A 17,028-nucleotide genomic window follows, 5' to 3' on the forward strand; every position below is an offset into this window, starting at 1 on the left:
CTGACTCCGGCTGTCACTACCAATGGGTGGATCGACTCAGGCGGACAGGAACCGTCGACGCCCATAGGTGTCGAATTCCTTTTCCAACAGATCTTTGTCTTCTTCGGTCATCAACCGGTACTGAGGAGCCCCTCGACCTTCCCACCGGAAGATCAGGTCTTCGCAGCGCCAATTCTGTTGCTGCAGCTTGTTTTTGACGATTTTATTGGAACCTGTCACGGGCAGGTTCGCCGAAACTCGAAGAAAGCGCGGCGCCGATTTGGTTCCCAGATCCTCCTGCGCGGTGAGGAACGATGCGAAGTCCGCGGCGTCGAAAGCTTCGACGTCGGGCACCTCCAGCGCAGCCATCACCTGATCACCCGAACGAGGGTCGGGCACCGAGTAGACACCGGTAGCTATGACGGACGGGTACCGCCGGCAGATGCGCTCGACCATCAGCGCCGAGGTGTTCTCACCGTCGACCCGAATCCAGTCGCCCTTTCGTCCGGCGAAGTAGATGAAGCCGTCCTCGTCTATGTAGCCGAGGTCGCCCGTCCAGTACCAGCCGTGCCGTAGCCGGTCCGCGATCGCGCTCTCGTTCTTGTAGTAGCCCTCGAAGGCCGACGCGCCGGCCATATCGACCATCTCACCGATGGACTCGTCTGGGTTGAGAACCCGGCCGTACTCGTCGCACCGGGCGAGCCCTTTCTTCTCACGCGTCTCGGGGTCCACGATCGCGATGTTCTTGTGAGCGGGACGACCGAGCGCGCCCGCCGGTGCATTCGGATCCAGCGTTACCGAACCGGCGCCTTCACTCGATCCGTATCCCTCGAACAGTTCGGCTCCGAATCGCCGAACGAACTCCACCTTGTCCTCCGGGGACGCTTCGGTACCGAATCCTCGCACGAGCGTGTTGACGTGGTCGTCCTCGGATTCCGGCGTCGCCATCAGGTAGGCGAGAGCCTTCCCGACATACGTAAAGAAGGTCGCGCCGAAGAATCGCACATCGGGCAGGAATCCCGATGCGGTGAACTTGGGGGTCAAGCACACGACGGCGCCGTTGGCGAGAGCCGGGGCCCACAGCGCCATCAGTGCGTTGCCGTGGAACAACGGCATGCAGCAGTAGTCGACGTCGTCGCGCGAATGTCCGTACTTGGCCGAGTTGGTGTAGGCGAGCCTGGCAAGCCGTCCTTGGCTGCAGCGGACCGCTTTGGACGCGCCCGTCGTCCCGGAGGTGAACAGCAACAACATCAGGCTCGAACTATCGACCGACGGTGCTGCTACCGGCGCCTCCTGCATGAAACCGGCGCACCTGTCGAGGTATTCAGGCTCGTCGACAAGGACGAATCGATCCGGCGTCAGACCCAGATCCAGGCTGGAGAGCATGGTCATACCGGCAGTGTCGGTGACGATCAACTGGCAATCGACGTAGCGAATCTCGGCTTCGAGTTCCGCACCCCGCTTTGTCGGATTGATCCCGACGATCGTTCCACCGACCAGCGCCGCGCCACCGAGCCAGAACACGAATTCGGGAGTGTTCTCGAGCAGGACACCAATGTGGAACGGTCCGTCGACGCGCATCGACTCGGCAAGCGCACCGCGCGCTGCACTCTCGAGGACTACCTCGTGCCACGTCCAGTCCTGTTCGCGGGTTCGTAGTCCGTCGTGGTGATCGCCCAGTCGATCGAGAAGCATCTCCGCGATGGTCCCGCGATGCTCCGCGCCGTCCTGCACGGTGGTCTTCTTCTCGGAGGCCAAGTCCTGGGTCATGCGCACATCTCTGTCGTCGTTGTTTCGATGATGCGGCTACGCAGCGTGATCGGCACGAATGTGGTCGGCGCCGAACGGTCGACCTGCACGGTGGGCGAGTCGAGATCTATGGTCATAACTGTCCTCCAAGTCCGATTACTCCCGTAACGTATCTGCGGATGGTGACTGCCCGGGGGGGAGTCTCGCTCAGTGGCAACGACCGTCTACCACTGCGTGCTTACATGCCATCTTGTGGCGGTACACCTGCCCGAGGACGAAAGGCCCTTTCGATGACCGCTTCTACAGATCCGCAGTTCTACCTCGATCAGGTGATCACCCAGCTAACCGGACCCGGTGGGAGGTTCGAACTGGCCGAGGAATCGGTACTGGGGACTCGCATGCCCGTGATGAAGAACCGGACGCGGGGAGTGGGCGAGCTGTTGGCGGCATCGGCGAAGTGGGGTGAGAGGGACTACCTCATCACTGCGGACCGCAGATTGTCCTACGCCGAACACGCCACCGCCGTCGCAGCGTTGGCGACCGCACTGCGCGAGGACTACGGGGTGAGCAAGGGAGACCGGGTAGCGATTCTCGGCGCCAATTCGATGGAATGGGTCATTGCGTTCTGGGCCACGCAGTCGCTCGGCGCCATCACGGTCGCTTTGAACAGCTGGTGGGTTCCCCGCGAGATCGAATACGGCGTGAAGCACAGCAGACCCAGCGTGATCATCGCCGACGCCAAACGCGCCGCGACGCTGGCCGAGATGAAGCTCGACATCCCGGTACTGACAATGCACGAAGACCTACCGAAGATCATCGAGCAGTACCGCGGCGCCCCGCTCCCGGTCACCGCTGTCGACGAAGACGATCCCGCAGCCATCCTCTACACGAGCGGCACGAGCGGCAAGCCCAAGGGCGCCCTGCACTCACAGCGAAATATCCTCGCGGTGGTCGATTACCACCGATTCAGCGACGCCATCGTCGCCGCATTCAAAGGTGTCGAGTTCGATCCGTCGGTTCCGAGCGAGAAGAAGTACCTACTCACCTCGCCTTTGTTCCACATCGCCAGCCTTCACAACCTCGTGATCCCCCGCCTCGCAACCGGCAGCGCGGTCGTCATGAACGAGGGCGCCTTCGACGTCGACACCATCCTCGGCCTCGTCGAACGTGAGCGAGTGACGGACTGGGGCGCGGTCCCCACCATGGCTGCCCGTCTCGTCGAACACGGCAATCTCGACCGCTTCGATCTGAGCTCGCTGACCTCGTTCGCACTTGCCTCCGCGCCTTCGTCGATCGCATTCAAAGAACGCCTGCGCCAAGAGGTTCCGTTCGCCAAGAACTCCCTGGTGGACAGTTACGGCCTGACCGAGTGCAGCACGGCCATCGCCGTCGCTGCCGGACCGGACCTCGAGCGCCATCCCGGAACCCTGGGCCGACCCATCATCACCGTCAGCCTCGAGATCCGTGATCCGTTCGGCGAATGGCTTCCCGACGGCACCGAGGGCGAGATATGTGTACGTAGTCCCTTCGTGATGCTCGGATATTGGGAAGACGAAGCGGCAACCGACGCCGCGATCTCACCGGGACGATGGTTGCGGACTGGAGACTACGGGTTGATCGAGGACGGCAGACTTCGACTGACCGGCAGGCGTTCGGACCTGATCCTTCGCGGTGGAGAGAACGTCTATCCAGTCGAGATCGAGCAGTGCCTCGACGAACACCCTGACGTGCTCGAATGCGCGGTAATCGGAACGCCGCACACCGATCTCGGCCAAGAGGTGTCTGCGGTGGTGGTTCTTCGGCCAGGCGCTGTGCTCGAGGAAAGCGAACTACGCGAGTGGACGGCGGAGCGGTTGTCTTACTTCAAGGTACCCACCCGCTGGCGAATCACCGGAGACAGCTTGCCGCGCAACGCAACCGGGAAACTGTCGAGGCGCGACATCAGCGTGTAAGAGAGGTCACGACAACGGCGTCGCACCGGGTGGAAACCCTGTGCGACGCCGTTCGTTTTCCAGCTTGCCCACTCGGGTCAGCGTGGACGTGGCACCGTTTTGTCGATGAACAGTGCCTCGACGGATACGCATACCCGACCGTCTGCGGTCCTGATATAGCCGACCGTGTTGATCTTGCGGCCATCGACTACATCGAGCTTGGCAGTGACAGTCAGCGGCTCGAACAACGGTGTCGGGGAGTGGTAGCGAAGATTCAATTGTGCTGTCATGCCTGCTTTTCCGGCCCACGCATTGGCGACCCCCAGCGTGTGATCGAGCAGCAGTGCCGACACTCCTCCGTGCACGTGTCCCGGGGGACCCTGGTATGCGAGCGTCAAGACGACAGTGCCTTCGACCGATCCATCGGACTTGCCTTCCAGCACGAGCGGAGGGGCGATCGCATTCTCGAGACCGGTCACCGGGTCGTGCCGCGTCACACCCTCGCCGTTCCACATGTCGATCAGTCGCTCTTCCACCGCGGGCGCATGGCTCTCCAGGTGCTGGGCGACACTGATCAGCTCCTCTGTCACCCGCTCGAGGTTCGCGTTGCCGCGATCGGTACGCAGCAGAGCATCGATCACTCGGCGTGCTGCTTGGGTGGCTCGATCGACTTCGGAATCGTTGCTGACCGAGGTCAGCACCGTCCCCGAGGGGCTGGTTTCATACGTGGGGTGCGTATCGGTGCTCATGAGACTACTTCCATGGATGCGTGGGTCAGGATGGCTTGTCCGTCGCGCTCGGGAGCCCTCGTGCGGAGAATCAATCGTCCGCCCTCGTCCCAGACGGCGGTCTCCAGTACCTCGCCCGGATACAACGGCCCGGCGAAACGGACCGCGAAGTTACGAACTCGGCTCGGGTCGGAGTCCAACAGACGGTCGACCACTGTTCTGCACACGATCCCGTAGGACGCGAGGCCGTGCAAGATGGGCCGATCGAATCCGACTGCCGCGGCGAAGCTCGGGTCTATGTGCAGCGGATTGAGGTCGCCGCTGAGTCGATAGAGCGCCGCTTGATCGGGACGAGTCGAAGACTGCAGAATATGATCCGGTTCCCTATCAGGCACGGTGTCAGTGGTGTCCGGTCCGGCCTCGCCACCGAAACCGCCCTCACCACGAGCCCAAATTTGCATCACCGTCGTGAACAGTGCACGACCATCCTCATCGGTCGCAGCATGTTCGAGTTCGATCACTGCTGCCTTGCCCTTGTCCCAGATGTTCGCCACACGCGTCGTGACCTGGGCGCTGCCGGTCGACGGTATCGGTGCATGTGCGGTCAACGATTGGCCGCTGTGCAGAAGCTTGCGCAGATCTACTTCGACGCCCGGCATCTGCAGGCCTGTGCTCTTGGAGACACCCGCTGAAATGCCACCTCCAGCAACCAGAGCAAAGGTCGGCAACACGGACAGATTCTTTTCGTACACCCAGCCGAGTTGACCGGGATCGAGTGGGTTCTCTCCCGCACCGACGCCGAGGTGATAGAGGATCACATCTCGGTCGGTCCACGAGATCTCGCGCACTGTCGGCTCTGCGGCCAGCGCGGTAGCGAGGTCTATAGCCATTGGGGAATCCTTCGATCTTTCGAGTGTGGTTGTCGTACGGTCACTTACCCGGCTCGGGATCCCGCGGCAGGCCCAGCAACCGTTCGCCGATGATGTTGAGCTGAACGTTGGTGGTGCCGCCCGCTATCGACAGGCACTGGGCATTCAAGAACATGTGTTGCGCGGAACTTCTGGGCTGCTCACCGACCACAGACGAGGGTCCGGCCCACTCCATCGCCACTTCCCACACCTGTTGAATGTGCTCCACGCCGATAACTTTCGCGACCGAGGATTCCGCTCCAGGCTGGGCGCCGGTAAGTGTGCGCAGCGTGGTCCGCAGTGCGAGCAACCCACCGGACTGGGCGTCACACAGAACTTCACCGAGAACTGCCGATTGCTGGGCGTCGAGGCCGCCGGGCAATTCGGCGGCGAGACTCAACAACGCCTCACCGCCCGAACCGAGAGAAGAATCGTTCGACAAGGAGACTCGTTCGTTGGCGAGTGTCGTTCGAGCCAATTTCCATCCGGCGCCGCTCTCCCCCACCAACATTTCGTCCGGAACGAACACGTCGTCGAAGAAGACCTCGTTGAACAACGATTCGCCGGTGATCTCACGAAGAGGTCGGATGTCGAGCCCGGGACTGTTACGCATGTCGACGAGGAAGTAGGACAAGCCTTTGTGCTTCGGCACCGATGCGTCGGTGCGAGCGAGGCAGATCCCCCAGTGCGCTTCACGCGCCATGGACGTCCAGACTTTCTGGCCCTGCAGTCGCCAGCCGCCGTCCACCTTGGTCGCCTTGGTACTCAATCCGGCGAGGTCGGAGCCTGCACCGGGTTCGGAGAACAGCTGACACCAACGAATATCTCCCCGCAGGCTGGCCGGAATGAACTGCTCGACCTGCTCGGGGTTGCCGTGCTCGATGAGCGTGGGCACCACCCAGTTACCGATGATCATGTCGTACGGAACGAGAGAGAACGAGGCCAATTCCTCGGCGATCACCAGTTGTTCGACGGCGTCTGCCCCTCGACCCCACGGTGCCGGCAAATGTGGTGCTGTGTAGCCCTTTTCGGCCAACGATCGGATGCGATCGGCATCGTCGGAATCGGCAATCGCAGCAAGCTCGGATCGAACCTTCGCGCGAATCTGTTCGGCTTCTGGCGGAAGCTCCACTTCGAGTGAACGCCGGGTCCCGGCGAGCGTCGCAGCCGTTACCCGAGAACGCCAGGATGCGGTCGATCCGAGCATGAGCAGCAGGGTCTGCGCCCGCCGAAGATAGAGGTGCGCGTCGTGTTCCCAGGTGTATCCGATGCCGCCGAGGATTTGAATGCAGTCCTTGGTCAACGCGAATGCAGCATCGAGTGCAGTGGCTCCGGCTACCGCAGCAGCCAGCGACACCTCAGCTGAGGGCGCACCTGCGTCCGCTGCACGGGCGGCGTCCCACGCGCACACGCGTGCTTGCTCGCTGCGAATGAGCATGCGCGCGATGCGGTGCTTGACGCCTTGGAATTGACCGATGATGCGCCCGAACTGCTTGCGCGTTCGCGCGTAGTCGCCTGCAGTGCGCACCGCCCAGTCTGCGACGCCCGAAGCCTCGGCGGAGAACAGTATTGCCGCCAGATCCAGTACGCGTTGGGCATCGATCGAGAGGATGTCGCCGGGCGCGAGCGAGATACTGCGTGCAGTCGCAGTTGCATTGCGTCGCACGAGATCATAGCTCTCCACGGAAGTGATCTCGAGGCGCTCTCGCGGGACGACGACGAAAACCGTCTTGTTCTCTGCATCGAGCGCGGCCAGCAAGAAGAGATCACCGATCTGGCCACTGACGACGAAATCCGATGCGCCGTCGAGTACCGGCTGGTTCGCGTCGGAATTCAGACGCAACGAACCGGGGTGCAGCGATATCGCCCCGATCGTCGAGCCGTCGGCCAGGGCCGCGAGCTCCTCGCTGCGACCTGTTTCGTCGAGTACCGCGCTGAGAAGGACAGTCGAGAGGAACGGCCCAGGAACCAAGGCTCTGCCGAGTTCCTCTGCCACCACGGCAGTTTCACTCAATCCGCAACCGGCGCCGCCATCTTCTTCCTTCAGATGAAGACCCAGCACGCCGAGAGCAGCCAGCGAGCTCCAGAAAGCGGGGCGCTCCTCGGTCTCGGCATCGACTGCACTTCGCAGGACGTCGGAGGTGACGGTACGGGCTGCCCATGCGCGAACCGCGTCGGTGAGGTCCCGTTCTTGTTCGGTCAATGCCATTGTCATGAAAAGTCTCGGCTCTCTCGTCGGTGGGGTGTGCTCTTACCGGATGCGTTCGATGATCGTCGCTGTCGACTGTGCACCACCGGCACACATTGTCACCAGTGCGGTGGACTTGTCGGAACGTTCGAGCTCGTGCAACGCCGAGGTGATCAACCGAGCTCCGGTCGAACCGACGGCATGCCCGAGCGCAATGGCACCGCCGTTCACGTTCACCTTCGACATATCTGCGCCGTGAACCTGGGCCCAGGACAACACCACCGAAGCGAAGGCCTCGTTGATTTCCACGAGATCGATGTCGGCAAGCGACATCTTGGCGCGTTCGAGCACGAGCGCGGTGGACTCGATCGGACCGTCGAGGTGATAGTAGGGATCCGAGCCGATCATCGCCGAGGCGAGGATCCGTGCACGCGGGCGGACTCCGAGCTCGAGTGCCCGTGCCTCACTCATCAGCAGCACTGCGGCCGCGCCGTCGCTGATCTGCGAAGAGTTGCCGGCGGTATGAATCTGATTCGGCATCACGGGCGCAAGTCCAGCGAGGGCGGCCGCGCTCGTCTCACGCAGTCCCCCATCGCGTTCCACACGCACGCTCTCACCGGTGGGGGCGCCATCTTCGCCCAGGACTGGAACGTCGACCGCGACGATTTCGCGGTCGAAGACCCCTTCCGCCCACGCCCGGCCGGCCCGCTGCTGTGAGAGCAGGCCCAACGCGTCGGCGTCTTCCCGCGTGATTCCGCGAAGATCGGCGATGCGTTGCGCCGAGGTGAACTGGTCACCCATATCGATGGTCCAGTCCGGCGGATACGGGTTTCCGGTTTCCGGGGTGGCGGCCTGTCCGAGGAAGACCCGGCTCATGACCTCTACGCCGCAACCGATACCGGCGTCGATCTGGCCGGATGCAATGAGCCCGGCGACGATGTGTACTGCCTGTTGTGACGATCCGCATGCGCAGTCGATGGTCGTCGACGCGGTGCCGTAGGGCAGTCCGGCGTGCAGCCATGCCTGCCGAGTCACGTTGTTCGACTGTTCGCCCGCTTGGGTGACGCAACCGCCGACGACCTGACCCACGCTTGCTGCCGAGACGGAAGATCGGTCGAGAACCGCGCGCTGCGCCACGCCGAGGAGCGTGGCGGGATGCACGCCCGACAGGGCCCCTCGTCGACGTCCGATAGGCGTTCTGGCCGCCTCGACGATCACCGGGGTGTTCTGAGCAAGCATGTCGACTCCTCGAGACATTACCGCCGCGCGAAGCGACGTGGAATTTTCTGAAATGTATTCTAATTTTTACGATACTGCACTGCATTCGAGCACTACGGTTCCACTGTTCAGCGAGGCGACAGATCGACGAGAAGCAGATCGCATCCTCGGCGAATGTCGAGTTCCGCGTCGAGGAACGACACGCGCCCGTTCAGGCAGGACTGAATGACCCCGAACCACAGTTGCACGACCAAACGAAGCGCCGTCAGATCCGCCTCGGTGGGTGTTTCGATTCCTGCAGCCTCTAGGAGGATCTGACGGAACGCCCGATCGACCTTTCCCGCGTCGGGCACAGCAGTGACATTGGCCGTCGTCGTGGACTGAATCATCGCCGCCGACAGCAGCGGTTGAAGCAACAAGCCTCGGGTCGCGCGGACCAGCACCCCATATACCGCGTCGCTGGGCAGAGTTGTCGAAGAGTTTCTTTTGGTCAAGCCAGAACCCATACGATCGATCTGATCGACCATCACCGCAACGAAGAGATGCGTCTTCGACGGGAAGTACCGGTACAGCGTCCCGATGGCAACCCCCGCAGCCTTGGCTACGTCGTGCATCTGGACGCGCGCGAGTTCCTTCTCGGCACCGAGCGCTGCCGCCGCCTGAATGATGCGGACATGCCGAGCGTGCTGCTCGACCGAACTCGGCTCTGCGGCGTCGCGAACTTCGGCAATTCTCGGCACTCTCGTTCATCCCTCCCAAGACTTCTCGCGCTGGACCTACGCAACGGTAGGTTTGCTCGATTTTGACATCTTGCTTCGGATTCTTCGACATTTGCCCGCTCAGTGAGACCCGCAGCACGCAATCCCTGAAAGTACTGTTGCGTGGACCACCGCATCTTCGTGTACTCGACCCGCCCGCATGTCGAAGTACACGCATCATCACCGCGGGCACTTCGAAACGGAGAACACCACCATGCACGAGTCGATCGAGTGCGATGTCCTGGTCATCGGTTCTGGCGGCGGCGCTCTGACCGGCGCATATTGTGCCGCAGAAGCCGGTCAGGACACGCTGGTCCTCGAAAAGACACCACTACTCGGTGGCACGTCCGCCTACTCCGGCGGAGCCGTATGGCTACCCGGCACCGCCGTGCAGGACCGCGCGAACATCGGAGATTCGACGGCGAAGGCACGGGAATACCTTCGAGCTGTCGTCGGTGATTACGAGGTCGAACGGCAAGAGGCTTTCGTCTCGACGGCACCCGCCGTCGTCGATCTACTCGAGAAGAACCCGAACATCGAATTCGAATGGCGTCCGTTCCCGGACTACTTCCGCGCACCCGGCCGAATGGATTCCGGACGAGCGATCAATGCCCTCGACATCGAGCCCTCCGCCGTCGGCGATCTGCTCGAGCGCGTCCGCCCCGAACTCGATGCAGATCGTGACGGAGCGCCGCACCCCGAAGGCAAGCTCGGCGGTGGACGTGCGCTGATCTCTCGCCTGTTGTTGGCTCTGGAAAGCACGGGTAACTCTCGGGTGCTGACCGAGACGGCGTTGACCGAGTTGATCGTCGAGAACGACGCAGTAGTCGGCGCCATGGCTACCGGACCCGATGGGAAGACACTGCGCATCCTCGCTCGTCGCGGCGTCCTGCTCGCCGCCGGCGGCATCGAAAAGGATCAGCCACTGCGAGATGCAGAGTCGATGCCGGGTCTCGCACGGTGGAGCATGGCACCGCAAGGCTCGAACACAGGCGATGCAATCCAGGCTGCGGTCCGGATCGGCGCAGACACCACATTGGCCGGGCAAGCGTGGTACTGCCCCGGCGTCGCCTTGCCGGATGGGTCAGCGGCATTCATGGTCGGTGTCCGCGGTGGACTGCTCGTCGACGACGCCGGCAAGCGCTACCTCAACGAGTCGCTTCCGTACGACCAGTTCGGTCGCGCGATGATCGAGCACGGCAGCGAGCGGTCGTACCTCCTATTCGAGGCGGCCGACAGCGGACCCGTCATTCCGACCATTTCGATTCCGTCGGTGGCCGCGGACGCTCATCTCGAGGCCGGTACGTGGGTCATGGCCGACACGATCGAAGAACTGGCAGCACTGCTCGAGATTGCTCCCGAGGTTCTCCGCAACACCGTCGAGCAATTCAACGAATACGCGAGCACCGGTATCGACGAGCAGTTCCATCGCGGCGAGGATCCCTACGACAAGTTCTTCTGCCGGCCCGTTCCCGAACTGCCGAATGCGGCTTTGACACCGCTGAAGAAAGGGCCATACGTCGCCGCTCGAATTGTCTTGAGCGACCTGGGAACCAAGAGCGGCGTGCGCACCGACGTCGACGCTCGGGTACTGCGTGAGGACAACACCCCGATCGCAGGCCTCTACGCGGCTGGAAACACCAGCGCCTCGCTCAGTGGCGCGAAGTATCCAGGTCCGGGCGTGCCACTCGGTACCGCGATGGTCTTCGCCTACCGAGCAGTTCGCGCCATGCTGGCCTGATCAGACCAGATTGTCCTCTACCGGGAGGCCGAACGCGCCTTGGCCGAACAACGCCAAAGCACGTTCGGCCTCGTTGGCTACGTGGACGCTTCCGGCATGGACATCGCGCCACGCCCGTTCGATCACATTCCCACGGAACAACGAGTGGCCCCCTGCCGACTTGAACAACAGGTCCATCGCTTCCACCGCACGCTCGGTCGCTCGCACTTGATCACGTCGCGCACGCAGCCGCATCGACATCGGTAGTTCTTGGCCTTCGAGCGCCAGCTCCCACAGTTCTCGCACGTTGCGCTCCAACTGCAGAATCGCGGCATCGATCTCCGACGATGCGCGCGCAATGGCGACCTGGGCGAACTGATCGTGCACGAACTTTCCGCCACCGAGGCTCAGACGCACTCGCTCGCGCATGTTGGCCAGATAGCGTTCGTAACACCCCGCCACGATTCCGACTCCGGGTGACGCGACTGCAGTGGTGAAGATCGTGGCGAACGGAAGCCGGTACAGCGGTCCCCGGTTCACTTTCTGGCCTGGACCCCGAAGTTGCGCAGTTTCGTAGTTGCTCTTGGTCCGGTACTCGGGGACGAAGCAATCGACGATACCGATCTCGTTGCTGGCGGTGCCTCGCATTCCCATCACGTCCCATACATCTCGGATTCGGTAGTCCGAGCGCGGAACCAGGACGGTGAGGAAGTCCAGAGGGCGCCCTTCCTCGCCCACCACGATCGCACCCAACAGCGCCCACGACGCGTGGTCGCACCCGGAGGAAAAGTGCCATTCCCCGCTGAGGCGGTACCCGCCTTCGACGGGGTGCAGCCGCCCGACCGGTGCATATGCAGAGGACACGAGCGTGTCGTTGTCGCGTTCCCACACATCGCTCTGCGCTCGATCGTCGAAGAGCGCGAGATGCCACGGGTGGACCCCCAGTACGGAAGTCACCCAACCGGTGGATCCACAGGACCCCGAGATCATGCGAACCGCGTCGAAGAATCGGGCCGGATCGGATTCGGTACCGCCGTAGCGCTTGGGTTGAAGCAGCCGGAAGACCCCGGTCTTACTCAGCTCGTGGATCATCTGGTCCGACACACGTCCGGTTTCATCGACCTTGGCTGCCGCTTCGGCAATCGTCGGCAGTAGATCGCGGACCGCACTGAGTACATCGGTTGTCATACTCCGAACGATATTCCGTTTCCGCTGTCGACGAGCGGGCGCCTCACTCATCGAGAGTGAGGCACCAACCTTTCGCCGAGTCCCGTCCAGTGAGAATTCTGCAATGTCGGTGTCGGAGGTCACCTAGCGTGACCACTAATACGGCAACGACAAGCTCGCCGTTGGACTTTTGAGAGACAGGACGGGACCACTGTGACCATCCAGCAGAACACGAGCGACGAAGTACGAGAGATCGACGCCGGAGTGTCCCCAACGCGATTCGCTCGCGGTTGGCACTGCATCGGTTTGTCGGCTGACTTCAAGGACGGCAAGCCCCATTCCATCGAGGCCTTCGGGACCAAGCTCGTCGTCTTCGCCGACAGCTCGGGCAAGATCGCCGTCCTCGACGGATACTGCCGCCACATGGGTGGCGACCTCACTCAGGGAACGATCAAGGGTGACGAGGTCGCCTGCCCGTTCCACGATTGGCGTTGGGGAAGCAACGGAAAGTGCAAGAGCATTCCGTACGCGCGTCGCGTGCCCCCGCTGGCACGTACGCGTTCGTGGCACGTCCTCGACCAGGACGCCATGCTCTTCGTGTGGAACGATCCCGAGGGCAATGCCCCGCCGGCGGACGTGACCATTCCCCGCATCGAAGGCGCCCTCGACGACGGCTGGTCCGACTGGGTTTGGTACAGCACCGTGGTGGACACCAACTGCCGTGAGGTCGTCGACAACATCGTCGACATGGCGCACTTCTTCTACGTCCACTACACCTTCCCCACGAACTTCAAGAACGTGTTCGAAGGCCACGTAGCCAGTCAGTTCATGAACGGCGAGGCGCGAAAGGACATGCGTCCAGACGTGCCCGGCCAGCCCAAGATGATCGGCAACCGCTCGGATGCCACATATTTCGGGCCTTCGTTCATGATCGACGACCTCACGTACTCGTACGAGACGCACGACGTCGAGTCGGTCCTGATCAACTGCCACTACCCGGTCAACGCCAACAAGTTCGTTCTGCAGTACGGCATGATCGTCAAGAAGTCGGACACCGTCAAGGGTGATGCTGCCGACGAGATGGCCAGGAATTTCGGAACGTTCATCGCCAAGGGTTTCGAGCAGGACATCGAGATCTGGAAGAACAAGACACGTATCGACAACCCACTGCTCTGCGAAGAAGACGGACCCGTCTACCAGCTTCGCCGGTGGTACGAGCAGTTCTACGTCGACGTTGCCGACGTAACTCCGCAGATGACCGAACGATTCGAGTTCGAGTTGGACACCTCTCGTCCATCCGAGTCGTGGAAGAAGGAAGTCGAAGCCAACATCGCTCGGAAGCTGGAGGAGCAGAATGCAACCGCTTCAGTGCAGTAAGTGCAGTGCGCAGGTCCTCGTAGCGAAGAACAGCTGGGAACACACCTCGATCCAGTGGGACGAAGCAGCTCGCGCTCTCTGCCATGAGATCGACAGCGATGTTCCCGACGACGGTCGGCTCGGCGCACCCAACCGAGGCTGTCACGCACTGAACGCTTGCATTGTCGACGCTGCTGTTCGCGGCGACATCGACGTCACCGACACCGATCCGGTTCCGACGCCGATCGTCCTCGACTGACACTCTTCAGAAAGGCTCGTCCATGATCGACATCAAGCAGTACGGCCCCTGGGCAGTTATTGCAGGCGGTTCCGAAGGCGTCGGATCGGAATTTGCCGACCAATTGAGCAAGGCCGGTTTCAACCTTGTTCTCATCGCCCGCAAGCCGGGCCCGCTCGAGGAGACGGCAACTCTCGCGCGCGCAAACGGCGTCGAGGTACGGACACTGGCACTCGATCTGCTCACCGCCGATGCAATCGAGAGTATTCGCACAGCGACCGAGGACCTCGAAGTCGGCTTGCTGATCTTCAACGCAGGCGCGAACAGCTACGGGCATGAGTTCGTCACCGGCGACCTGGCCGGCTTCCAGCAAGTGATAGACCTCAACATCACTTCGCAACTGCATTTGTCGCACTACTTCGGTGCTGCGATGCGCGAGCGCGGTCGCGGCGGCATCATCCTGGTCGGCTCGATGGCCGGTTACATGGGCGCCGAACACCAGAGTGTGTACGCGGCCTCGAAGGCTTTCGGACGCATCTTCGCCGAGGGCCTGTGGCTCGAGCTGGCACCGTTCGGCGTGCACGTCGTCGACTTGGTCCTCGGGGTCACACGGACCCCAGCGATGGCGCGCGCCGGGTTGAACTTCGACATACCCGGAATGCGTGTATCCGAGCCTGCAGACGTAGCCCGTGAAGGGCTAGAACACATCACCGACGGACCTGTCTGGGTCGCCGGCGGACACTACGAGACCGCCCAGGCCCGCAGCGGCTTCCCTCGCGGAGAGATAGTCGAAAAGGCTGCGATAGGTATGCGGAAGCTCCTCAACCGAAGCTGATTCATTTCGGCAAAGGCCTCCGGATAAGCCAAAAAGCGCTGCGCATTCATATGAATGCGCAGCGCTTTTTGGTTGGACTGCTTAGTTTCCTTGGACTACGTCAGCGGGCGGAGTCGGCGCGAATGCTGCGAGCATCTCCGACCCGGACCAGTCGTGTCCCCAGTAGCTGTCGGCGGTGATTTCCTCCGAGGAGTAGTACCTCTCGTCGACGAGCTTGCCCTCGGTGCCGAATTCGAGATCCCATCCGCCTGGTGCGCGGACGTAGAACGAGACCATCTTGTCGTTGGTATGGCGACCGAGCGTGGAGGAGATGGAGAATCCCAGCTTCGCTACCCGATCGAGAGCCTGACCCACCGCATCGAGAGTGTCGACCTCGGTCATCAGATGCACCATGCCTGGATCCTGGCTGTGCGGGGCCGGGCACAATGCCAAGCTGTGATGCCGCTCGTTGACACCCATGAACCGCACTCGCCGTGCAGGTCCGGCCCCGGGGGGACCGACACGGATGGCTCCACGCGGCAGGAATCCCAACACGTCGGTATAGAACGCATATGTCTCGTCGAGTGCCGGTGTCGGCAGAACGACATGGCCGAGTCCCTGCGGACCGGTGACGAACCGTCCGCCGTGCGGGGTTACCACCGGGCTGTGATCGAGAACCGCTCCGAAGAACACCTCGACACGGGTGCCCGACGGGTCGTCGAATGCGATCACTTGCTCGGCATCGCGGTAGAGCGATTCTTCCTCGGACAGCACCTCGACAGCTCGTCCCGACTTCTCCACCGCTTCACGTACGCGCTGGAGAGCGAACTGATCACGGACCTCCCAGCCCACGGCCAGAGCCTTGTCGGTGTCACCGGGCAACACGATGAGCCTGGATCGACGCTCGTCGACGCGCAGGTAGAGGCCGTCGGCCTCCGGTCCCGATCCGACGGCCATGCCCAGCCCGTCGACTACGAGTTCGCGCCAGCGGGGCACATCCTTCGTCTGAATTCTGAGATAGCCCAGACCGCGTATTTCCGTCATCGTAAGTACCTTTCGTGGAAGAGGCTTGTCAGATCATCGAGCGATGGATGCCTTGCGGCTCACCGCCGAGCTGTGTCAGAGCCGAAGCATGGAAAATAGAACCGGGAACGTGAACAGCATGAGAAAGGCCCGCATGCGCGTCACGCCAGAACCGCTGCATCGGGAATTTCACATGGAGAGCGCCACCACCTGAACGGGAGAAAATCTCATCTACTGCCCGTACTGCTCGCCATGCTGCAGCAGTCTGCGTGCGACGGCCGATAGCTCGCATCTCGAAGGTGATCTCCTGCTTCTTCTCGGTCATGTCCCAGAAGCGATCCACGGTCTCGAGTACCGCGGCACGGGAGGCCGCGATCTCCGCGGCTGCGTCGCCGATAGCGAACAACACGTACGGATCTTCCTTGATGGCTGTTCCCGTCACTGTTACCCGATCTCGCTGCGCGTCGAGATGGCATCCGAGGGCGCCTTCGGCGATGCCAATCAGTGACGAGGTGATCCCGAGCGGGAAGATGCACGAGAACGGGAAGTTGTAGAGAGTCTGCTCTCGCCCGAACTCCTTCGCCGCCATCCCGTTCATCACTTTCTCTGCAGCCAGAGTCCGGTAATCCGGAATGTACGCATTCTTGACGATGAGGTCCTTGGATCCGGTTCCGCGCAGTCCGATCACATTCCAGCTGTCCTGGTCGATCTCGTAATCCGAGCGTGGGAGCAACACGTGCAGCATCTTCGGAGGCATCACGCGGTTGCCTTCGGCGTCACCGAGTGCCGCACCGATCATGATCCAACCGCAATGGTCGGTGCCCGAGGAAAACGACCACCGTCCGTTGAGGATGTAGCCGCCGTCGGTAGGCGTCGCGACACCCATCGGTGCGTACGGCGAGGCCATCCACATATCGGGATCTTCGCCCCACACCTCGTCCTGGGCTTTGCGATCGAAAAACGCAAGCTCCCACGGATGGACGCCGACGATTCCACTGACCCAGCCTGCGGCACCATCCATGGCGCCGATACCCATTGCCGTCTCGGCGAATTCACGAGGATGAGACTCGAAGCCGCCGTACTCTTTCGGCGCCAACATGCGGATGACTCCGGCGTCGCGCAGGCGCTTCGCCGAGGCATCGGACAAGCGCATCAGCTTGTCTCCCTCGACACCTTCTGCGCGAATCTCGTCGGCGAACTGTGAAATGTTGTCAAGAACCTGACCCATGATGATCTCGGCTTTCTACTTCG

Annotated in this window: 14 protein-coding genes; 5 read left to right on the forward strand and 9 right to left on the reverse strand. The window is 62.1% G+C overall.

What is annotated here, in order from left to right; all coding sequences use genetic code 11:
• Window positions 1-36: 36 nt before the first annotated feature.
• The gene (locus tag H2510_RS15490; RefSeq protein ID WP_186629163.1) at window positions 37-1,749 is read right to left on the reverse strand and encodes an AMP-binding protein; all 1,713 of its coding nucleotides are present in this window, start codon (window positions 1,747-1,749) and stop codon (window positions 37-39) included.
• Window positions 1,750-2,018: 269 nt separating this feature from the next.
• On the opposite strand from H2510_RS15490, the gene H2510_RS15495 reads away from it, so the two are divergent.
• Window positions 2,019-3,680, forward strand: a complete 1,662-nt coding sequence (locus H2510_RS15495; RefSeq protein ID WP_186629164.1) for a class I adenylate-forming enzyme family protein — start codon at window positions 2,019-2,021, stop codon at window positions 3,678-3,680.
• A 77-nt stretch (window positions 3,681-3,757) separates the two neighbouring features.
• Here the strand turns inward: H2510_RS15495 and H2510_RS15500 are convergent, their stop codons facing one another.
• The 5 genes from H2510_RS15500 to H2510_RS15520 form a co-directional block, all read right to left on the reverse strand.
• Window positions 3,758-4,408: a PaaI family thioesterase gene (locus H2510_RS15500; protein ID WP_186629165.1), complete on the reverse strand. Its 651-nt coding sequence runs from the start codon at window positions 4,406-4,408 to the stop codon at window positions 3,758-3,760.
• A complete protein-coding gene (locus H2510_RS15505; RefSeq protein ID WP_186629166.1) occupies window positions 4,405-5,277 on the reverse strand; it encodes a MaoC/PaaZ C-terminal domain-containing protein in 873 nt (290 codons plus the stop codon). Before H2510_RS15505 ends, H2510_RS15500 begins: the two co-directional genes overlap by 4 nt.
• Window positions 5,278-5,317: 40 nt before the next feature.
• The gene (locus H2510_RS15510; RefSeq protein ID WP_186629167.1) at window positions 5,318-7,510 is read right to left on the reverse strand and encodes an acyl-CoA dehydrogenase; all 2,193 of its coding nucleotides are present in this window, start codon (window positions 7,508-7,510) and stop codon (window positions 5,318-5,320) included.
• A 36-nt stretch (window positions 7,511-7,546) separates the two neighbouring features.
• A complete protein-coding gene (locus tag H2510_RS15515) occupies window positions 7,547-8,722 on the reverse strand; it encodes a steroid 3-ketoacyl-CoA thiolase (protein WP_186629168.1) in 1,176 nt (391 codons plus the stop codon).
• A 107-nt stretch (window positions 8,723-8,829) separates the two neighbouring features.
• Window positions 8,830-9,441, reverse strand: a complete 612-nt coding sequence (locus H2510_RS15520) for a TetR family transcriptional regulator (RefSeq protein ID WP_186629169.1) — start codon at window positions 9,439-9,441, stop codon at window positions 8,830-8,832.
• A 232-nt stretch (window positions 9,442-9,673) separates the two neighbouring features.
• Here H2510_RS15520 and H2510_RS15525 point away from each other — a divergent pair, with 232 nt between their 5' ends.
• Window positions 9,674-11,200 carry an FAD-dependent oxidoreductase gene (locus H2510_RS15525; protein ID WP_186629170.1) on the forward strand — a complete coding sequence of 509 codons (1,527 nt, stop codon included), beginning with the start codon at window positions 9,674-9,676 and terminating at the stop codon, window positions 11,198-11,200.
• On the opposite strand, the gene hsaA is transcribed toward H2510_RS15525, so the two are convergent.
• Window positions 11,201-12,367 (reverse strand): 3-hydroxy-9,10-secoandrosta-1,3,5(10)-triene-9,17-dione monooxygenase oxygenase subunit, encoded by a 1,167-nt coding sequence (gene hsaA, locus H2510_RS15530; protein ID WP_186629171.1) that lies wholly within the window; start codon window positions 12,365-12,367, stop codon window positions 11,201-11,203.
• 192 nt (window positions 12,368-12,559) lie between these two features.
• Here hsaA and H2510_RS15535 point away from each other — a divergent pair, with 192 nt between their 5' ends.
• From H2510_RS15535 to H2510_RS15545, 3 genes are read left to right on the forward strand one after another with little or no spacing between them, the layout of a single operon-like run.
• Window positions 12,560-13,723 carry a Rieske 2Fe-2S domain-containing protein gene (locus tag H2510_RS15535; protein WP_315901386.1) on the forward strand — a complete coding sequence of 388 codons (1,164 nt, stop codon included), beginning with the start codon at window positions 12,560-12,562 and terminating at the stop codon, window positions 13,721-13,723.
• A complete protein-coding gene (locus tag H2510_RS15540) occupies window positions 13,701-13,961 on the forward strand; it encodes a hypothetical protein (protein WP_186629172.1) in 261 nt (86 codons plus the stop codon). The genes H2510_RS15535 and H2510_RS15540 overlap by 23 nt, the downstream gene beginning before the upstream one ends.
• 22 nt (window positions 13,962-13,983) lie before the next feature.
• Window positions 13,984-14,775, forward strand: coding sequence for an SDR family oxidoreductase (locus tag H2510_RS15545; RefSeq protein WP_186629173.1), 792 nt, complete (start codon window positions 13,984-13,986; stop codon window positions 14,773-14,775).
• Between the two features lie 81 nt (window positions 14,776-14,856).
• On the opposite strand, the gene bphC is transcribed toward H2510_RS15545, so the two are convergent.
• Together bphC and H2510_RS15555 are read right to left on the reverse strand one after the other, a co-directional pair.
• On the reverse strand, window positions 14,857-15,798 hold the full coding sequence (gene bphC / locus H2510_RS15550; RefSeq protein WP_186629174.1) for a biphenyl-2,3-diol 1,2-dioxygenase: 942 nt from the start codon (window positions 15,796-15,798) through the stop codon (window positions 14,857-14,859).
• A gap of 28 nt (window positions 15,799-15,826) precedes the next feature.
• Window positions 15,827-17,005: an acyl-CoA dehydrogenase family protein gene (locus H2510_RS15555; protein WP_186629175.1), complete on the reverse strand. Its 1,179-nt coding sequence runs from the start codon at window positions 17,003-17,005 to the stop codon at window positions 15,827-15,829.
• Window positions 17,006-17,028: the final 23 nt, after the last annotated feature.

Origin of the sequence: Rhodococcus sp. BP22 (assembly GCF_014281965.1) — a bacterium.
GTDB lineage: Bacteria > Actinomycetota > Actinomycetes > Mycobacteriales > Mycobacteriaceae > Rhodococcoides.

Bases quoted from the DNA above. Each gene is read 5' to 3' on its own strand.
- H2510_RS15490 (WP_186629163.1), bottom strand. From the start codon at position 1,749: ATGACCCAGGACTTGGCCTCCGAGAAGAAGACCACCGTGCAGGACGGC.
- H2510_RS15495 (WP_186629164.1), top strand. From the start codon at position 2,019: ATGACCGCTTCTACAGATCCGCAGTTCTACCTCGATCAGGTGATCACC.
- H2510_RS15500 (WP_186629165.1), bottom strand. From the start codon at position 4,408: ATGAGCACCGATACGCACCCCACGTATGAAACCAGCCCCTCGGGGACG.
- H2510_RS15505 (WP_186629166.1), bottom strand. From the start codon at position 5,277: ATGGCTATAGACCTCGCTACCGCGCTGGCCGCAGAGCCGACAGTGCGC.
- H2510_RS15510 (WP_186629167.1), bottom strand. From the start codon at position 7,510: ATGACAATGGCATTGACCGAACAAGAACGGGACCTCACCGACGCGGTT.
- H2510_RS15515 (WP_186629168.1), bottom strand. From the start codon at position 8,722: ATGCTTGCTCAGAACACCCCGGTGATCGTCGAGGCGGCCAGAACGCCT.
- H2510_RS15525 (WP_186629170.1), top strand. From the start codon at position 9,674: ATGCACGAGTCGATCGAGTGCGATGTCCTGGTCATCGGTTCTGGCGGC.
- hsaA (WP_186629171.1), bottom strand. From the start codon at position 12,367: ATGACAACCGATGTACTCAGTGCGGTCCGCGATCTACTGCCGACGATT.
- H2510_RS15540 (WP_186629172.1), top strand. From the start codon at position 13,701: ATGCAACCGCTTCAGTGCAGTAAGTGCAGTGCGCAGGTCCTCGTAGCG.
- H2510_RS15545 (WP_186629173.1), top strand. From the start codon at position 13,984: ATGATCGACATCAAGCAGTACGGCCCCTGGGCAGTTATTGCAGGCGGT.
- bphC (WP_186629174.1), bottom strand. From the start codon at position 15,798: ATGACGGAAATACGCGGTCTGGGCTATCTCAGAATTCAGACGAAGGAT.
- H2510_RS15555 (WP_186629175.1), bottom strand. From the start codon at position 17,005: ATGGGTCAGGTTCTTGACAACATTTCACAGTTCGCCGACGAGATTCGC.